The following is an 18,844-nucleotide window of genomic DNA, read 5'->3' on the forward strand; positions in this document are numbered from 1 at the left end:
CCGCGCCAAATAGTGGTAGATGTGCAAATTAAATATATTTAGTTGATTTACAGATGAATGCTATTGTAATTAATAGCTATCGCGGTAAGCATAACTAAACGGATGCCCCTTAATCCAATTTGCACATTTACCTTACGTTGTTAAACGTAAACACGAATAAATTTCGACGAAAGGTACACAACCCTAAAAAGGCTTTTCCGTAAAAGCTAAGGATTGGTGTCTTCGGTTGGCATCGGTATTATGAAAAGAAAGTTAACAAGAGATTACAGGAAATATGAACCAGGAAAACGAAATACTGCTGAGAGAAAATAAAGATCGCTTTGTTATTTTGCCTATTAATTATCCCCGCATTTGGGAGATGTATAAAAAGCATGAAGCCAGCTTTTGGACCGCCGAGGAAATTGACCTGAGCGACGACATGAAAGACTGGAACAACATGAACGATGGCGAAAGGCATTTCATATCGCACGTATTAGCATTTTTTGCGGCCAGCGATGGTATAGTTAACGAAAACCTGGCCGTTAACTTTATGAGCGAGGTGCAATTGCCCGAAGCACGCTGCTTTTATGGTTTCCAGATTATGATGGAAAATATCCATTCCGAAACATACGCCTTGCTTATCGATACTTATATTAAAGATAATGTTGAAAAAGACCGCCTCTTCCACGCCATCGAAACCGTTCCTTGCGTAAAGCGAAAAGGAGAGTGGGCCTTAAAATGGATTGAAAACGGCACATTTGCCGAGCGCCTGGTGGCCTTTGCCGCTGTAGAGGGTATTTTCTTTTCGGGTAGCTTTTGCTCTATATTTTGGTTAAAAAAACGCGGCCTTATGCCAGGTTTAACCTTTAGCAACGAATTAATATCTCGCGACGAAGGTATGCACTGCGAGTTTGCCTGCTTATTATACAGTATGTTAAGCAACAAGCTATCAAAAGAAGCCGTAACCGGTATTATATCTGATGCCGTTGAAATTGAAAAAGAATTTGTAACCGATGCCCTGCCCGTAAATTTGATTGGCATGAATGCCAAACTAATGGGCCAGTATATTGAGTTTGTTGCCGACCGCTGGTTGCAAGAACTCGGTTACCCTAAATTATATAATGCCACCAACCCGTTTGATTTTATGGAGATGATATCCCTGCAGGGTAAAACAAACTTTTTTGAAAAACGTGTTGGAGATTACCAAAAAAGCGGCGTACTGAGCAGCGATGTTAAGGGCCAGGCTTTTTCAATGGACGAGGATTTTTAATTGCTTTCCCCCGCGGTTTAGTTGCATTAATTGCTCTTCAATCGTTAGCATTAAATAGCCTCAATAAGACGAACCTAAATACACACATATAATTGTTAATTAACCACACACCTATTATTCACCAATAAACACTAACCATATGTTTGTAATTAAACGCGACGGAAAAAAAGAGACAGTAAAATTTGATAAGATAACCGCGAGGATTGAAAAACTATGTTATAGTTTAAACCCCGAATTGGTTGACCCGATAGATGTGGCAAAAAAGGTAGTTGAAGGTTTGTACGATGGCGTAACAACATCCGAGCTGGATAACCTGGCCGCCGAAACAGCAGCCTCGTTAACTACCAAACACCCCGATTATGCTTTACTGGCCTCGCGTATAGCGGTATCAAACCTGCACAAAAATACCATCAAATCCTTCTCCGGGACAATGCGTAACCTTTATACTTACGTAGATAAAAAAACCGGCAAATCGGCTTCGCTCATAGCCGAGGATGTGTGGAAGGTTATTGAAGACAATGCCGAACTGTTAGACAGTACAATTATCTACGACCGTGATTTTGGTTTTGATTACTTTGGTTTTAAAACTTTAGAAAAATCGTACCTGTTAAAAATCGATGGTAAAATAGCCGAACGCCCACAGCATTTGTTTATGCGCGTATCGGTAGGTATCCATAAAGAGGATGTAGAAAGTGCCATCAAAACCTACAACCTAATGAGCGAGCGTTGGTTTACCCACGCTACACCAACTTTGTTTAATGCCGGTACTCCAAAACCGCAAATGTCGTCGTGCTTTTTGCTAACCATGCAAGACGATAGCATTGATGGTATTTACGATACCTTAAAGCAAACCGCCAAAATATCGCAAAGTGCAGGCGGTATAGGTTTAAGCATCCACAACGTGCGCGCAACAGGTTCATACATCAGCGGTACAAACGGCACCAGCAATGGCATTATACCCATGCTAAAGGTGTTTAACGATACCGCCCGTTATGTTGACCAGGGTGGAGGCAAGCGTAAAGGTGCATTTGCCATTTACCTTGAGCCTTGGCATGCAGATATTTTTGAATTTTTAGATCTGCGTAAAAACCACGGTAAAGAAGAAATGCGTGCCCGCGATTTATTTTTTGCCCTTTGGGTTTGCGATTTATTTATGCAGCGAGTTGAGGAAGACGGTAACTGGAGCTTGTTTTGCCCGCACGAAGCACCCGGCCTGCACGAGTGCTGGGGTAAAGAGTTTGAAACCCTGTACACCCGTTACGAGGCCGAGGGCCGCGCCCGCAAAACCATAAAGGCGCAAGAGCTTTGGTTTGCTATATTAGATGCCCAGGTTGAAACCGGAACCCCCTATTTGTTGTATAAGGATGCTGCCAACAGCAAATCAAACCAACAAAATTTGGGTACCATTAAAAGTTCAAACCTGTGTACCGAAATTATTGAATATACCGCTGCCGATGAGGTGGCCGTTTGTAACCTGGCATCGTTAGCATTGCCGAGGTACATTACTGCCGATGTATTCGATCATCAAAAACTGTATGATGTTACATATCAGGTAACGCTAAACCTTAACAAAATTATCGACCATAACTACTACCCTGTAGTTGAGGCCGCCAACTCAAACCTGCGCCACCGCCCGGTAGGTTTAGGTGTGCAAGGTTTAGCCGATACCTTTATACGCCTGCGTTTACCTTTTGAAAGCGACGAGGCTAAACAGTTAAATAAAGAAATATTCGAAACCATTTATTTTGCAGCCATGACGGCCTCAAAAGACCTGGCAATTAAAGATGGCCCTTACGAAACCTTTAAAGGCTCTCCGCTATCAAAAGGGCAGTTCCAGTTTGATTTATGGAACGTTACCCCGGATAGTGGCCGTTGGAACTGGGACGATTTACGTTCGGATGTAATGAACCATGGTGTACGTAACTCTTTATTGGTTGCGCCAATGCCTACAGCTTCAACATCGCAAATATTGGGTAACAACGAGTGCTTTGAGCCATACACATCAAACATATACACCCGCCGTGTATTAAGCGGCGAGTTTGTGGTAGTTAACAAATACCTGCTGCACGATTTGGTGAACTTAGGTTTATGGAACAACGACATCAAGAACCAAATCATCAGCGCCAATGGTTCGGTACAGGATATTCCCGAAATACCTGCCGATATTAAGGAACTATACAAAACCGTATGGGAAATTAAAATGCGCACCATTATTGATATGGCTGCCGACCGCGGCGCATACGTATGCCAGTCGCAATCGCTTAACCTGTTTGTGAGTTCGCCAAACGCATCAAAACTAACATCGATGCATTTTTACGCCTGGAAAAAAGGTTTAAAAACCGGCATGTATTACCTGCGCACACAGGCAGCATCGCAAGCAGTTAAATTTACCATAGAGAGCCAGGGCGGCAAAGCAATGGAACCCGTAATACCCGAAAACGGCGTTGCCGTTGTAGACGAAATACCCGACGGACCAACTTGCTCAATGGACGAAGGTTGTGTAACCTGCTCGGCATAATTTTAACCTAAATATTTTTTTTAAACCCTTCGACTCTCGGGCCGGAGGGTTTTTTGTTGGGGGAACTTTGCCGCCTACGAAACTGAAATGACGATAAATTATGGATTTATTCTCATGATGAGCGATAGTTGAAGCGTAGGGCGTTGGTAACCGTATGCATATATTTTTTAACTGCCATCCTTTTGCGCCGATAACGCATTTTTGAATCGCTTAACCAAACTACATCTAACCATTTTATCCCAAACCCAATTATCATACAATTGTTAATTATTGTTAAAATCAATAATCAAATAAACCTTTAGCCTGCCGTGTCATCTATAGCTAAAAACAAATTAAAGATTCAGACATGAAAAAGATCATTTTTTCGGCATTATGCCTGCTTGTACTGGCAGGTTCGGTAAGTGCGCAACATCGCCGTTATTATCCTCGTAATCGTCCGCATCAGGGCCAGCAACCTATAAGCCAAAACAAAGTTAAGTTTGATATTATTGGTGGCCTAAACGTTTCTAATGTTGTTAATGTAAACGATTATAATTTTTCTACCGGTACACTTGCAGGGTTCCATGCAGGCGCGGGTATCGAAGTACCTTTTAACACCAATTTTGCCTTTGAGCCCGAAGTATTATACTCCGGCAAGGGTTATAGCGCGGCAACCAACACCGGGCAATTTAACCAGCGCACCAACTGGATAGATGTGCCGTTTCTTTTAAAAGTAAAGCCTATACCCAATTTTAACTTTGTTTTCGGTCCGCAAATTTCGTTTTTGCTGTCAACCCAAAACACGTTTAAAAATGGCTACAGTTCGCAAACCCAAACCCTGTATAACAGCGCAACCGATGGTTATAACAAAACCTTAATTGGTGGTGTGGTTGGTGTAGGTTTGGAGCTAAACCCCAATGTTGAACTGCGCGCAAGATACACTATCGACTTGCAAAGCACCGCCATCACCGGCGTGTCGGATATTTCGCAATACAACAACCAGGTTTGGCAAATTGGTTTAGCAGTTAAGTTTTTTTAAAAAAGACGCTTGACAACGATTTTCTATTAGCACGCGTCATTGCTTTATAACTTGCAATGGCGCGTTTTTTATGTTTACACCCCAAACACATCCGGGTACAGCAGTGCAGCTTTTAAAATAAAGGCCACGCTGTCTACCGTCCAAATCTCCCCATCTTTAACCATTTGCAATACTTGTGGTGCGGGTACATTAATAACGTCTATCATTTCGGTGCTGTCCAACTTTTGTACAGTAGTAACCTCAGCATCAAAAACAATAAAGCCGTAGGTAATTTGTCGGGTTTTAGTGGCGTTATTAGCCAGTTTGCCTAACGCTATTAATTGACTGGCAGTGGCCTTAACACCGGTTTCCTCCTCCAACTCGTTCAAGGCCGATTCAATGATGCTTTTCTCCTTTTGCTGCATGCCGCCAGGCAGTTCAAGCAAAATATCGCCCAGGCCGTGTTTGTATTGTTTAACAAGTATTACCTCGTGCCGGGGGGTAAGGGCAACTAAAATTACTACATCGCCCAGTGGAGCAAAAAAGTAGTCGTCAATAATATTGCCGTTTTGTAGCTTTACAGTATGCCGCAACAGCGGAAACCAGGGGCTCGGCGACACGTCTTCCTCTTTTAAAACGGTCCATTTTTGTATTTCGGTGTTACCCATTTTGTATCGGTTTTGGTTAAATTATAAATATGCTACTTTAGCGCGGCAATTATAACACCAAAAAAAATAATAAACTTAAAATGCACGGTTATAGCTTCCAACGGCGAGTTTGGAGATAGCAAGCCCAAACCTGTACGTATATTGAGCATCCCTAAACGTTTTGTTTTGCAAACGGCGGTAAAACGGCCAGGAGTGGGTTGAAAGCAAGGTGCCGGTAACAATTGCACATAAAAAACCCCGATAGCCATCGGCCACCGGGGTTTCTCTCATCTGTTAATTTTTTAGTGTTCCCTAACATCAACAACTTCGTAGGCATCTTGCCCATTGTCGTTAAACGGTTGGTAATAGGTGTTGTTATAAAACATATAGCGGTTACCATTAACGGTAACTTCCTGTGCTCCATCGGGCAGGTTATATACAACAGCACCAAAAGGAGCTGCAACAACATCATAACCGCCACCATTATTTTGGTAAAAAGTACCACCATAATAGTAATAGTTAACGCCTTCAACCGGTATTTCCGAAAATCCCGGAGGCAACGAATTTATCCTGATACCTACAGGTGGTGCTATAACCCTGTAACCGTTATTGTATGGTTCGTAATAAACGCCATTATAGTAACGGTAAGGGTGGTTATGCCACGATAACTCGATAGCGGCACCTAACAAAGCGCCGGTAAAAAAGCCAATTGGGTGCCAGCTTGGTCCCCAGTAATAAGGCCTGTAAGGGTGGTAATAATAGCCATAGTGCGGGTGCCCAAAAATATACACCGGCCTTGATGGGTGGTAGTAACTAATATGGCTTGCATGGCCATAATAACCCCCGCGTACATAGCCCCTGTTAACAACGGTAGTGCGGTTAACTATTGTGGTATGGTTGCCGTAGCTGCGGCCTGCAGGCCTGTAAGTACTGCGCCCGCCAAACCCGTTGCTGCGTACTGCCGTGCGGTTATAGCTATTGGTGTGTACCGTAGGCGATGGCCTGTTAAACGAATTGGTGTGCGCCGATGGCCTGTTAAAACTACCACCCGAAGACCTTGGGCTAAACGAGCGTGCCGAATGCCCACCCCCGCCAAAGCCGCCGCTGCTGTGGCCGCCCCCGCTGCTATGCCCGCCACCACCGTGGCGTTGCGCCATTCCCTGAAATGATATTGCCGTTATACTCATGAATACAACCAGGGCAACTTTTTTGAATATCCTACTCATTTTAAATTTCTGTTTTGTTTTATTTAATATATTAAACGTAGTAAAGGGGCATTAGTTTATTCGGCATGTAATTAAAAGTTTTTATAATCTTCCCTAACGGGCGTAAACAGGTCTATCAATTTGCAATTGGTAATGGCAGTACCGCCATGAATGGCGTTGGGTGGTATAATGGCAAACAGGCCAGGTGCAAGTATTCGGGTTTGGTTATCAACCGTCATTTCAAACCGCCCTTCTAACACAAACGAGCACTGCTGGTGTACATGCTGGTGCAATGGTACTAGGCAGCCGGCCAATATCTCAATAAAATTAATAGTGTTGGTTTCGGTATGGATAAATTGCGAATAAAAGCCTGCAATGGTTTCTTTAACAGGTATATCGGTAAAGCTTTGAAAAATATTTGCAGCCATAGGTAAATTTAAAAGCATGAATATACCAACTAAATATAATATGCAGTATAATTTAAATTGGCCACAACAAAATAATATAGGCGCACGTTGTAGTTAAGTAATTGAACCCCATTTAATTATGCCAATTAACCAAATTATCAACCAAATCTTTAAAAATCATGGCCGAATTAACCGCCTCAACCGGAAAAGCGAACGGTAAGTACCGTCGTAACAGAGTGTCAACAAGGGTAGATCTTACCGCAATGGTTGATCTTGCTTTTTTGCTTATTACCTTTTTTATTCTCACAACAACCCTGCAAAAATCGCGCATGTTTGGTGTAACCATGCCCGATACCACTGAACCCATCAGTAAGATCAACGTGTCGGAAAAAAGCACCATGACCATTTGTCTCGGCAGTAATAACCAGGCGGTATCATACCTCGGCATGACGGAGAAACCTCTTACACAACCCAAAGTTACCAACTATGGTAAAACCGGCATCCGCCAGGCCATTATCGATTTAAATAAACAGGTAGCCGCTACAACCGGCAAGGCTATGTTTGTTATTATAAAGGCAAGTAACCATTCGGTTTACCAAAACCTGGTGGCCACGCTCGACGAATTACATATTGCCGGTGCCACCGGTTACGCCATCGAAGATATAACACCTAACGAAGTTACCTTGCTAAAGCAAAAAGGCATATACTAATTTTTGTTGCCCCTGCTATAAAACAAAAGCGTCTGCCTCAATTAAGAGCCAGACGCTTTTTGCATTGTACCTGTTTGTATTAGTGAGTGTAAATATTACTTGTGTTACGGTAACCTGCGGTAAGGTTGCTGTACCAGTCGGTATAGCTCGAACCGTTAGATTTTGCCCAATCTGCAATATGCGGATAAGCGTTTGTGATATCGATAGATTCTGATGGGTAAGCAAATACAGCCGGAATGTTTATTGCAAACGGTAAGCCTGCTTTAGTTACATAGTAACGGCTTGCAGCTACGCTTGTGTTATCATCGTTTGTGCCAAACAGGCTTGCGTCTGCCAGGGTAGTTGGGGTTTTGCCCATTACGTGTACCTCATGTCCGCGGCCACTGTTGTATATAAACGGATTGTATTCGTCTTGTCCAAAAGTTGATAATGTTGGGCCGTTAGCTATGTTAAAGCTAAGCGTGTATGTTTTGTAAGGGGTGAAGGCTTCGGTTTTTCTGGTATTCCAGGTAGCCATTTCTTCGCGCATGTTGCTAAATAAAGTTACAACGGCGTTGGTTTGGCCTGCCTCAAATGCAGCACCGCTAACGGCAACACCTGCTTTTGTAACTGCTAAACCACTTACAAGCGATTTGCTAACCGGAAACTCAACTGCAAAAGCATTGCTGTAAGTACCACCGGTTGCGTATAAGGTAAACGTACCGCTTACAGATACTACAACGTTTGTTGCGCTGGTTACTAAGGTATAGTTGTAACCCATTACCACGTCGTTAAGGTCAAAGTCGCCTTTTACAGGCCATTGATCTTCGTAGGCTATTGTACCTGTTGCACCTGCAACATTGTAAGCTCTTTTAGGGTCGGTTGGGTAAGCGTCCAGGTTATCAGGTACACCGTCACCGTCCGAGTCTGATACAGCAGCAGTACCATTGCCTTCGCTGTTACAGCCCGAAGTAGCAATATAAACGCTATGGTCTGTTGTGCTTGCACCGCTGTTAACTTTGCCGGCAGATGTTCCATCTATGCTGCCGCTTGTTTGCCATACTTCAACATTGGCCACAACCGAACCCGAGTTACGGATATTAGTTGTTCCGGTTATTTTAATAAGCGAGGTTGAACCATAACCTTTAGCACTACCATCAACAATAAAATCTTTTGTTTTAAGCATAGCGCCATTATATAAGCCTAACTCTGCACCGCCGTTTATAATTGACTGGCCTGCAACATTAATAAAGCTGTAGTTTTTTACGCCCGAGCTTTGGTTGTAGTTAGCGCCAACCGTTAACGAACAGTTGTTAACAAAAGCACTGTTGCTATTGGGTTGGAAATTACCGCTAACAACCATAGTACCATTGTTGGTAGCTACAGCACTTGTTCCGTCCTGGAAGCTTCCGCTAACCGTCATGGTGCCGTTGTTAACAAAGGTGCCTGCATTACTGTTTAGGTTAAAATCTCCCCCGCAAGTGAACGAACCATAATTGGCGAAAAGACCATTATCTGGAAAAGAGCCCGAGTAATTGATAACACCAAAATTTTGTATTGCAGCCGAGCTGTTATTATAGTTAATTGATGATAGGTTGATAGAGCCCGATGTAGTTACTATTAATGTAGCCGCACCGTTAAAGCTTAAGTTTTGCAGGGTTACGTTTTTACCGCAAACTTTAATTGTACCACCGTTTACATTGCTAAAGCCAACAGTAATGTTGCTGCCTGTAATACTGTAAGTATCGCCGCTGTTAACGTTAAGGTTGTTGGTGTTGGCTGTAATTGCTGTACCGCCGCTGCAATCAGGGCTGGTTGGTGCAGTTGCCAATACTTGTTTGCTGCTTGCCGCAGAGTTGATAGCATAAGCCGGATCGGTAGCGCCAATTGATAGGCTTATATCGGTGTTGCCTGCCGCAACTTGCTCAACTATTGTTGAATTATCAGGAGCGGTTTTTACAACATACAACTGAGTGATAGTGGTAGCCAGATAAATTTTGGTTTCGAAAGCTTTAGTTGCTGTAGCAGCACCCTTAGAAATAAGGTTACCACCTGCATAAGGGTTGCCATCGTATAAAGATATGGTATATGCTGATGTTCCAAAACGGGTATCGGTTACGGCAACAGATACATTTAAGTTTCTTGAGCTTTCCCAGTTAAACCCTGAGGGGATTTTCACATCGTTAAGCGATGTTACCGTTGTAGTAGTGGAAGAGTTTTCATTTTTTTTGCACGAAGCCAACGCAAATATGCTAAAGGCGGTGGCTATTAATAAGGTTTTTTTCATGTTGGATAACAGGTATTAGTTTTTTAACATTTACGACATTGCAAAAGCAAAAGTTGTACCGCTTGCAAATAAGCCTTAAAAGTCACTTTTTACCCGTTCTGTTGTGGATTTATTTACCCAAATTGAGTAATGTTTACTTTACGCCAACAGTAAATTCCCCACAAACTTCAATGTATATCCTAACTAGTTAAAAAAATATCTTGTTAAATGCTTGTTAATATATGTAGGGTTTTAGCAATAAGTTTATCCATGGTTTTTTTACCGTTGTTAGAAAACTGGCCGGTTACCCGGTTAGCCATAATAGCATTTAAACTTAAAACCTGGTGGCCAAGTAATTTACCCAAACCATAAAGCCCGGCGGTTTCCATTTCAAAATTACTAATAATGTTTCCATCAAAATTAAAATGGGTTAAACTGTTAATAAACCCCGGATTGCTTAAAGGCAGGCGTAACACCCTGCCCTGTGGGCCGTAAAAGCCAGGGCAGGTAACCGTAATGCCCTGATGGAAGCCCTCGCTAAAGTAGGGCAGCATAGCCGGGCCGCAAGGGCTAATATAAGGAGCCGCCACGTTGCCCCCCAATTGGGTTTGATTAATAAAGGCAGCAAGTATAGCAAGCTCGGCTGCGGTGGGCGTATTTTGGTAAAAGTTGAGTAAATTATCAATACCCAAACCATAGGTTGATACCAAAAAGCTATCAACCGGTATGTGGTGTTGCAGCGAGCCCGATGTACCTACACGCACTATGTTTAATTGTTTAAGCTGCGGTTTTACTGTGCGGGTATCAAAATCAATATTTACAAGGGCATCAAGCTCGTTAAGCACAATATCAATATTATCGGTACCAATGCCGGTTGATACTACCGATAGGCGTTTGCTGCCTATATAACCGGTATGGGTTACAAATTCGCGGTGCTGGCGTTTATACTCAATGCGGTCAAAATGCTGGCTAACCTGTTGCACACGGTCAGGGTCGCCAACGGTAATAATATCAGTGGCCAGTTCATCCGGATGAACATCTAAGTGGTATACCGAGCCACGCTCGTTAATTATCAGTTCTGATTCTGCTATGCGATCTGTCATAAAAAAAGTACTAAAAAGCTCCCTCTAAATCTCCCCCGGTAGGGGAGACTTTTGATCTAAGGGCTTGATAAATATAAAATGAATGATTTTCAAACGCCCTCCCTACCGGGGAGGGTTGGGTGAGGCCCCTTCCCAAACCTCACCTAAATGCAATATGGTTTCAACTGCCTTTTGCATATCCTGTACCGATACCCATTCCTGCTTACCATGAAAAGCGTGTTCGCCCGCAAAAATATTGGGGCAGGGTAAACCCATAAATGATAACCGCGAACCATCTGTGCCACCACGAATGCTGCGCAAACGGGGTTCCATACCGGCACGTTTAATTGCTTCCATAGCGTTATCAACAATGGCGGGGTGCTCATTAAGCACTTGTTTCATGTTGCGGTATTGGGCATTTACTTCTATGGTATAAGTGGCATTTGGGTAATTGCTTAAAATGGTTTCGGTGGTTTGTTTAATTACCCCGGCGTGCTGTACTAATAAGTTGTCGTCAAAATCGCGAACAATAAATTCAACAATCGCTTGCTCTACATTGCCCTCAATAGCCACCGGGTGTACAAAGCCCTGCTTGCCAGATGTTCCCTCGGGCGATAGCTGGTGCGGCAGCGAGGCCACAATAGCACCAGCAATTTTTATAGCACTTTGCATTTTGCCTTTGGCAAAGCCGGGGTGCGCACTAATGCCGTTAATGGTTAGCTTTAAACCATCTGCCGAAAACGTTTCGTTTTCCATTGTTCCCGCGCTTTCGCCATCAATTGTATAAGCGGCATAAGCCCCTAATTTTTCAATGTCAACCTTATCAACCCCGCGGCCAATTTCTTCATCGGGCGTAAATAATATTTTTATGGTGCCATGTTTTATTTCCGGGTGGTTCATCCAATGGTAACAGGCGTCCATAATTTCGGCCACACCGGCCTTGTTATCGGCACCTAAAAGCGTTGTTCCGCTGGCGGTTATAATATCGTTGCCTATTTGGTTTTTTAAGTCGGGGTGTTCGGCCATGCGCAATATTTGCGTGGCATCATCGGGCAAAATCAAATCCTGGCCCTGGTAATTTTCATGAATAATAGGTTTTACATCTAAACCACTACAATCTGGCGAAGTATCCATATGCGAACAGAAGCAAATTATAGGTACATTTGGCCTTGTTGTATTTGCAGGTATAGTTGCGTAAACGTATCCAAATTGGTCTATATGGGCATCGGTAACGCCAATTTCTAATAACTCATTAACCAGTATTTTACCCAGGTTTTTTTGTTTGGGCGTTGACGGATGGGTTAAAGAAGATGAATCGGATTGGGTGTCCACAATTACGTAACGAAAAAAGCGTTCTACAACAGAAAAATTAAGATCAGATTTTTTAAAAGAAGTCATGATTATTAACAAATGAAACTTTATTTTTGGTAAACATAGGCAAAAAAAATTAGTTGATTTTTTTAACAATTTAGCCTGCTAATAAATATTTATTTTGAAAAAAGCTATACTCGTTTTAATTGCTTTGCCAGCATTGGTTTTTACAGCAAAAGCTCAACTTGGTTACAACTTTGCGCAATACAGTTTAGGCGCAGGCTACAGTTATGTATCGCCCACAACCGATGTTCCATATCCGGCTCATGGCCCGGCAGTAAATTTTAACATCACGTTTAACTCAACACCATACACCAATTTTTCTATTGTGTACGAGTTTGGCCAGTTAACCGGTGGGTATAGTAACTTTTATACCGATGCTGTAAAAAACCTCGATTCAAAAAATTCAAGTTACGCAACCGTAATAGCTGCTTTACCGGCAGCTTACGAAGCCACTGTTGACCCATATAGGCGTTACTTTACCAATAATTACCAAAGTATCTCTCTGCATGGGGATGTACAGCTTGGCGAATTTTTGGATTACGAAAACGGCGGCTTTTTAAATAAAGTATTGCGTAATGTATACGTTGGTACAGGTATAGGGATGATTTACAATAATATAGTGCAAATTAACCGCTATAATAACGATAGTACCCGCGTATACGGCGTTATTGATAAGAGTAACAATGTATTTATACCTGTTAGGCTAGGTTACCAGTTTAAAATATATAACGCTTACGACGAGCCCTTTATATTGGTTGAAACAGGTTACCAAATGAATTATGTTTTCGGCTACGGCTTAGATGGCTATGCCGATCCGGATTTTACCAGCCGTAATTTTGAACGCTTTGGCGGTTTTCACATTGGCCTCAAGTTTAACTTTGGCAATGTTACATCATACCGCAAACCAATACATTAATTTATTGTTATAGCACAGTTAAACTGTGTTATTGTTAAAATGTTTAAAGCCATTTTGCATTGTAAGCATAAAATAGTTTATGCCTGTTGTTTTATTTGATTTTTTTTACACTTATGCATTTGGTTCACAAAAGCTTTCTGGTTTCTGCAATTTCTATCTTTTTATTCCAATCCTGTTCACACGGTACTAATAACGCTACGCTACCGCCTGCGGCGCAAACGGCTAAAATGGATACTGCCATATTGGCCTACAATCCTAAAAATGCCGATAAACGGATTGACGCCGTAATGCAAGAACTTTACAAAACACGCGGCTTTAACGGCAACGTGCTGGTAGCTAAAAAAGGCAAAATAATATACGAAAAAGCTATAGGCTGGGCCGATTACCTGCGCCGTGACAGCCTGAAGCTAAGTTCGCAGTTTGAGTTGGCCTCGGTATCAAAAACCATGACCTCTACCGCAATTTTAATGTTGATGGAGCGCGGTAAACTAAAGCTGGACCAAAATGTAAAAGATTTTTTCCCTAACTTTCCATACGATGGTATCACTATAAAGCTGCTGTTATCGCACCGTTCGGGCATGATGAACTATGTTTATTTTGTGGATGATGTTTTTAGAAAAGAACACCGCGACCAGCGCAAGGGCATAACAAACCAGCAAGTGATGGACATGATTGCCCAATACAAACCAGCCAGGTTTAATAAGCCCGATATTGCTTTCCATTACAATAACTCCAACTTTATGGTACTTGGAGCCATTATTGAAAAGGTAAGCGGCATGCCCTATTCGCAGTTTATGAAGGAGAATATTTTTATACCTGCCATGATGAAACATACCGCAGTTTACTCCAAAGCGGTTTACAATAAAATTCCGGTTGATGTGGTGGGCCACGATAGGGGGCAGTGGAGGTATTCGGTAGCGCAAAACTTTTTAGACGGCCCGGTGGGCGATAAGGGCATTTACAGTACCGTTGCCGACTTGTACTTGTTTGATTATGCGCTGCGTAAAGGCGTATTACTCAAAAAAGCTACTATGGATTCGGCCTACGTACCGCGCAATCCTTTATTACACGGTCACTTTAGTTACGGCTATGGCTGGCGCTTGTTTGAGGCTCAGGGCCAGCAGGTTATATATCATACGGGCTGGTGGCATGGTTTTAGGCATATTTATTTGCGCGACCTCAAAAACGATATTACCGTTGTATTGTTATCCAACCTGGCCAATGGCAGTTTGCTAAAGCTCCACGATTTGTTTAAAACCGTAGGTATGCCAATAGTGCGCAAAAGTGCATATAATGGTGCCGGTGATACCAACGAAGATCAATAAAAAGAGAATCAAGAAGTTAGAATCAAGAAGTAAGAAAGAATACCATGTTTGATAAAATATTACAAGCGCAACAACAGGCCGGTGAAGTAAAAAAACGCCTTGATGGTATAACCGTAAGCGGTAGTGCCGGCGGGGGAGTAGTAGTGGTTACGGCCAATGGCAACAAACAAATACAAGCTATAAAAATTAACCCTATTGTACTTAAAGAAGGCGATATTGAAATGCTGGAAGACGTAATACTTACAGCCGTTAATAAGGCCCTTGAACAAGCCGAAAACGCAAGCCAAACCGAAATGGCTGCCATGACCAAAAATATGTTTGGCGATTTGGGCGGTTTATTTGGTAAGTAATAAGCTTGGCCCAAGCGTTCACTGGTAGGGAATGCTTTTAATAAACATAGATTTAAAGAAATACAACTAAAAAAAATGCAAATCAAAAGTCACCCCTACCGGGGGAGATTTAGAGGGGGCTTCAACATTATGAAAGTAACTTATTACGGCCAATCGTGCCTTGAACTTGAAATTAACGGGGTTAAAATTCTTTTCGATCCATTTATTACGCACAACCCCCTGGCTAAAAACGTTGACGTTAATAGCCTGAAACCCGACTTTATTTTGGTATCGCACGGGCACGGCGACCATATTGCCGATTTGTTTACCATCCAAAAAAACAGCGGTGCCAAAGTTGTATGCATAGCCGAAATTGCCGACTGGCTATCAAAAAAAGATGTTACCAATGTACATGGTATGAATATTGGCGGCGCATTTAACTTTGAATTTGGCCGTGTAAAAATGGTAAACGCCGTACACTCAAGCACCCTGCCCGACGGCACTCCCGGTGGAAACCCAGCTGGTTTTGTGGTTTACGCTGCCGGCAAAAAGATATACTTTGCAGGCGATACAGCATTAACCTATGATATGAAACTTTTGGAAGATGAAAACCTGGATTGGGCAATTTTACCCATTGGCGATAACTACACCATGGGTATTGATGATGCCATAAAAGCTACAGGATTTTTCAACTGCAAAAACGTAATAGGCGTGCATTACGATTCGTTCCCGGTTATCAAAATAGATAAAAACGAGGCAATGGATAAATTTATTAAGGCCGGCCTGGTGCTTAAACTCCCTGCCGTTGGTGAAACTTTATCGTTGTAAATTATATGCGGTAACAAAAAAAGCCTTTCAAATCAAATTTGAAAGGCTTTTGCTTATCTCTAATTTTTTTAAATCACTGTACCATCGGGTATTACGGCGCGTTTCTTCAAAACCACTATGCCGTCCATAACGGTATATTTATCGTAGTCGCCGTTAGCCAGGGGGCCACCGCAATTAATTTTAACATCATTACCTATGTAGCAGTTTTTATCTACAATGGCATTTTTAATGTGGCACCTATCGCCAATACCCATTATAGGCGTGTTGGTTGAGCGCGATTCTTCTATCTGCTCAAGCGTTTGATAGTTATCGCTTCCCATAATATAGCAATTATCAATGATGCTATCAAAACCTATACGGGTACGGATGCCTATTACCGAGCGTGTAATTTCGCTGGCGTTAATAATGCAACCATCAGATATAATAGTGTTTTTTAATTTTGGCCCCGATATTTTAGACGGCGGCAACATGCGCGACCGGGTGTAGATGTGGTTTTTATCAAACAAATTAAACTTCGGTATATCGTCGGTTAGCTCAAGGTTGGCGTTAAAAAACGATGGAATGGTACCTATATCTTCCCAGTAACCGGTGTACTGGTAACTCATTACTTTATGATCGGCAATTGATTGTGGGATAACCTCTTTACCAAAATCGGTACGGTCGTTCCCTTGCAACAAATCAAACAAAACCTTGCGGTTAAATACATATATACCCATTGATGCAAGGTACACACGGCCCGCTTTTTTCATTTCGTCGCCTACTTCTGATTGTAGGTACTCAAAATCTTTTTTCGGCTTTTCAACAAACTGGGTAATCCAGTTATTTTCGTCGGTTTTTAAAATACCAAAGCCCGGTACATCCGCTGCAACCACGGGTATGGTAGCTATCGAAATATCGGCGTTGCTTTTTTCGTGGTTATCAACCATTTCCTCAAAATCCATCTGATAAAGCTGATCGCCGGAAGCGATCAAAACATAATCAAAGTCGTGCACATTTAAGTGGTGCAGGCTTTGCCTCACAGCATCGGCAGTACCCTGAAACCAGGCAACACTTGTAGGGGTTTGTTCGGCAGCCAAAATATCAACAAAGGCCTTACTAAAACTGCTAAAGTGATAGGTGTTTTTAATGTGCTTGTTTAGCGACGCCGAATTAAACTGCGTTAGTACAAATATCCTGTCGATACCCGAGTGTAAACAATTTGAGATGGGGATATCAACTAAACGATATTTTCCGGCAATGGGCACAGCCGGTTTTGAACGCGTGGCAGTGAGCGGAAAAAGGCGGCTCCCCTGGCCACCTCCAAGTACAATGCAAATTACTTTCGATGTCATATATGTTTAGAGTTAAGGCTTTCGTATAAGCTGATGTATTCTTGCGCCGATTTGTCCCACGAAAAATCGAGGGTCATCATTCGTTTACGTAACAGTTGTAAGTGCTCAGTGTTTTTATAAAGTTGCAATCCTCGCCAAACTGCATGGCAAGCCTCGTCGGCAAGTGCATTATTAAAGGTAATGCCGTAACCTTCTTCGGTGCCAAAATCAATAACGGTATCTTTTAGGCCGCCAGTGCTGCGCACAATAGGCACCGTGCCGTAACGCAAGGCATATAATTGGTTAAGGCCGCAAGGCTCCACGCGCGATGGCATGAGCAAAAAATCGGCCCCGGCATATATTTGGTGGGCAAGGCCCTCATCATAACCTATAAACACGTTGCACCTACCCGCAAACTGATCTTTTAGATGGTTAAGATCCGTTTCAACTTCGGGCTCGCCCGAACCAAGAATTAAAAAGCTAACCTCATCGGGATGCTCATCCAGCGTGCGCCTAATGATGCCAGGCAGCAAATCGGCCCCTTTTTCGCCAACCAGCCTGCCTATAAAGGTAAACAAAGGTTTATCAACCGATAAGCCAAAGCGTTCGCACAGGGCTGTTTTGTTAGCCAATTTACCTGTGTCAACTTTTTTAATATTGTAATTAACAGGCAGCATAGGGTCGGTGGCAGGGTCCCAAACCTGGGTATCAATGCCGTTAATAATGCCCAGGCCTTTTGCACGTTCCAGCCAAAATAAATATTCTAACCCGTTTGATTGTATGGTTAATTCATGCAAATAACTTGGCGATACGGTTGTGTAGTTCCACACACATTTTACTGCCGATGCTAAGGGGTTAATGCCGCCCCGCCAATCAAGCAGGCCAATAAAACGTTCATCAACTTCGGGCAAATAGTGTAGTTTATCGTAACCAAAGGCACCGTGGTATTGGCCGTTATGTATGGTAAACACGGTGGGTATAGTATGTATTCGCCTATATAAGGCGGAGTGCTGCAACAGGAACGGTACCAACCCCGAATGATGATCGTGGCAGTGGATAATATCGGCAGTTTGCTGGCTCCAGTTCAGCCAATCTAAAAAAGCGATCTGGAAAAAAACAAACTGTTCTGTTTCGTCGGGGTAGCTATAAACATTTTCACGATCTAACAGGCCCGGCACTTTAATTAAAAACAACTCAAAGCCTAATTTATCGGTTTTTTCTTTTAGTACCTGCCACTCGTAACGCCTGTTGCCCAGGCGCGATGACGCCTCAAAAACAACATCAAATTCGTTTTCGCGGGTAAATTTACGGTCGTAAAAAGGCAGCACCACCGAAGCCTGGTGACCTGCCTGATTAAGGTATTTTGGAAGCGCACCCACTACATCGCCCAGGCCGCCAACTTTGGCAATCGGGTAACATTCGGCACTCAAATGGAAAATTTTCATTGGGAGAATTATTGGCTCAAATTAGGGAAACATAAGCTAACTTAAAAGCCAATAACAACTAAAAATAGTTTTTGTGATGATTTTTAAAGGTAATTTAAAAAATGCCTTTTAACAGTATAACCATTGATGATATGGCGGCATTTTGTTTAATAATTGATACTGGTTACGGCGGTTAAAATGTATCGATTTAATAGAATGGGCTGCGTTTTAACATCTTCTTAACAAATTGCTCATGCTAAAAACGGGCGTATATGGGT

The 18,844-nt window shown here is 42.6% G+C and carries 17 protein-coding genes; 8 read left to right on the forward strand and 9 right to left on the reverse strand.

Features of this window, described 5'->3' with window-relative positions; all coding sequences use genetic code 11:
- The first annotated feature begins 274 nt into the window (after positions 1-274).
- The 3 genes from BDD43_RS07405 to BDD43_RS07415 all read left to right on the forward strand — a co-directional run bounded on the left by BDD43_RS07405 (position 275) and on the right by BDD43_RS07415 (position 4,785).
- Entirely contained in the window at positions 275-1,249 is a 975-nt protein-coding gene (locus BDD43_RS07405) for a ribonucleoside-diphosphate reductase small subunit (protein WP_121197080.1), read from the forward strand.
- Between the two features lie 139 nt (positions 1,250-1,388).
- Positions 1,389-3,767 (forward strand): ribonucleoside-diphosphate reductase subunit alpha, encoded by a 2,379-nt coding sequence (locus BDD43_RS07410; RefSeq protein ID WP_121197081.1) that lies wholly within the window; start codon positions 1,389-1,391, stop codon positions 3,765-3,767.
- A gap of 346 nt (positions 3,768-4,113) precedes the next feature.
- Positions 4,114-4,785 (forward strand): porin family protein, encoded by a 672-nt coding sequence (locus BDD43_RS07415; RefSeq protein WP_121197082.1) that lies wholly within the window; start codon positions 4,114-4,116, stop codon positions 4,783-4,785.
- A 74-nt stretch (positions 4,786-4,859) separates the two neighbouring features.
- Here BDD43_RS07415 and BDD43_RS07420 read toward each other — a convergent pair whose 3' ends face one another.
- From BDD43_RS07420 to BDD43_RS07435, 4 genes are all read right to left on the reverse strand, one after another.
- Positions 4,860-5,432 (reverse strand): NUDIX hydrolase, encoded by a 573-nt coding sequence (locus BDD43_RS07420; RefSeq protein ID WP_121197083.1) that lies wholly within the window; start codon positions 5,430-5,432, stop codon positions 4,860-4,862.
- Between the two features lie 75 nt (positions 5,433-5,507).
- Positions 5,508-5,702 (reverse strand): hypothetical protein, encoded by a 195-nt coding sequence (locus tag BDD43_RS07425; protein ID WP_147425589.1) that lies wholly within the window; start codon positions 5,700-5,702, stop codon positions 5,508-5,510.
- A gap of 11 nt (positions 5,703-5,713) precedes the next feature.
- On the reverse strand, positions 5,714-6,637 hold the full coding sequence (locus BDD43_RS07430) for a DUF6515 family protein (RefSeq protein WP_121197085.1): 924 nt from the start codon (positions 6,635-6,637) through the stop codon (positions 5,714-5,716).
- A gap of 71 nt (positions 6,638-6,708) precedes the next feature.
- Positions 6,709-7,044 carry a cupin domain-containing protein gene (locus BDD43_RS07435; RefSeq protein ID WP_162847001.1) on the reverse strand — a complete coding sequence of 112 codons (336 nt, stop codon included), beginning with the start codon at positions 7,042-7,044 and terminating at the stop codon, positions 6,709-6,711.
- A 158-nt stretch (positions 7,045-7,202) separates the two neighbouring features.
- Here BDD43_RS07435 and BDD43_RS07440 point away from each other — a divergent pair, with 158 nt between their 5' ends.
- Positions 7,203-7,733 (forward strand): ExbD/TolR family protein, encoded by a 531-nt coding sequence (locus BDD43_RS07440; protein WP_121197087.1) that lies wholly within the window; start codon positions 7,203-7,205, stop codon positions 7,731-7,733.
- Between the two features lie 79 nt (positions 7,734-7,812).
- Here BDD43_RS07440 and BDD43_RS07445 read toward each other — a convergent pair whose 3' ends face one another.
- The 3 genes from BDD43_RS07445 to pepT form a co-directional block, all read right to left on the reverse strand.
- A complete protein-coding gene (locus BDD43_RS07445; protein WP_121197088.1) occupies positions 7,813-9,999 on the reverse strand; it encodes an LruC domain-containing protein in 2,187 nt (728 codons plus the stop codon).
- A gap of 203 nt (positions 10,000-10,202) precedes the next feature.
- On the reverse strand, positions 10,203-11,081 hold the full coding sequence (locus BDD43_RS07450) for a nucleoside phosphorylase (RefSeq protein ID WP_121197089.1): 879 nt from the start codon (positions 11,079-11,081) through the stop codon (positions 10,203-10,205).
- 102 nt (positions 11,082-11,183) lie between these two features.
- Positions 11,184-12,458 (reverse strand): peptidase T, encoded by a 1,275-nt coding sequence (gene pepT, locus BDD43_RS07455; protein ID WP_121197090.1) that lies wholly within the window; start codon positions 12,456-12,458, stop codon positions 11,184-11,186.
- A 94-nt stretch (positions 12,459-12,552) separates the two neighbouring features.
- On the opposite strand from pepT, the gene BDD43_RS07460 reads away from it, so the two are divergent.
- From BDD43_RS07460 to BDD43_RS07475, 4 genes are all read left to right on the forward strand, one after another.
- The gene (locus BDD43_RS07460; protein WP_121197091.1) at positions 12,553-13,350 is read left to right on the forward strand and encodes a hypothetical protein; all 798 of its coding nucleotides are present in this window, start codon (positions 12,553-12,555) and stop codon (positions 13,348-13,350) included.
- Between the two features lie 113 nt (positions 13,351-13,463).
- Positions 13,464-14,675, forward strand: a complete 1,212-nt coding sequence (locus BDD43_RS07465) for a serine hydrolase domain-containing protein (RefSeq protein ID WP_121201913.1) — start codon at positions 13,464-13,466, stop codon at positions 14,673-14,675.
- 44 nt (positions 14,676-14,719) lie between these two features.
- On the forward strand, positions 14,720-15,025 hold the full coding sequence (locus tag BDD43_RS07470) for a YbaB/EbfC family nucleoid-associated protein (RefSeq protein WP_121197092.1): 306 nt from the start codon (positions 14,720-14,722) through the stop codon (positions 15,023-15,025).
- Positions 15,026-15,154: 129 nt separating this feature from the next.
- The gene (locus tag BDD43_RS07475) at positions 15,155-15,832 is read left to right on the forward strand and encodes a metal-dependent hydrolase (protein ID WP_121197093.1); all 678 of its coding nucleotides are present in this window, start codon (positions 15,155-15,157) and stop codon (positions 15,830-15,832) included.
- 68 nt (positions 15,833-15,900) lie between these two features.
- Here BDD43_RS07475 and BDD43_RS07480 read toward each other — a convergent pair whose 3' ends face one another.
- Entirely contained in the window at positions 15,901-17,163 is a 1,263-nt protein-coding gene (locus tag BDD43_RS07480; protein WP_121197094.1) for a glucose-1-phosphate adenylyltransferase, read from the reverse strand.
- A complete protein-coding gene (locus BDD43_RS07485) occupies positions 17,160-18,587 on the reverse strand; it encodes a glycogen synthase (protein WP_121197095.1) in 1,428 nt (475 codons plus the stop codon). Before BDD43_RS07485 ends, BDD43_RS07480 begins: the two co-directional genes overlap by 4 nt.
- Between the last annotated feature and the right edge of the window lie 257 nt (positions 18,588-18,844).

The sequence above is a fragment of the Mucilaginibacter gracilis genome (assembly GCF_003633615.1).
GTDB lineage: Bacteria > Bacteroidota > Bacteroidia > Sphingobacteriales > Sphingobacteriaceae > Mucilaginibacter > Mucilaginibacter gracilis.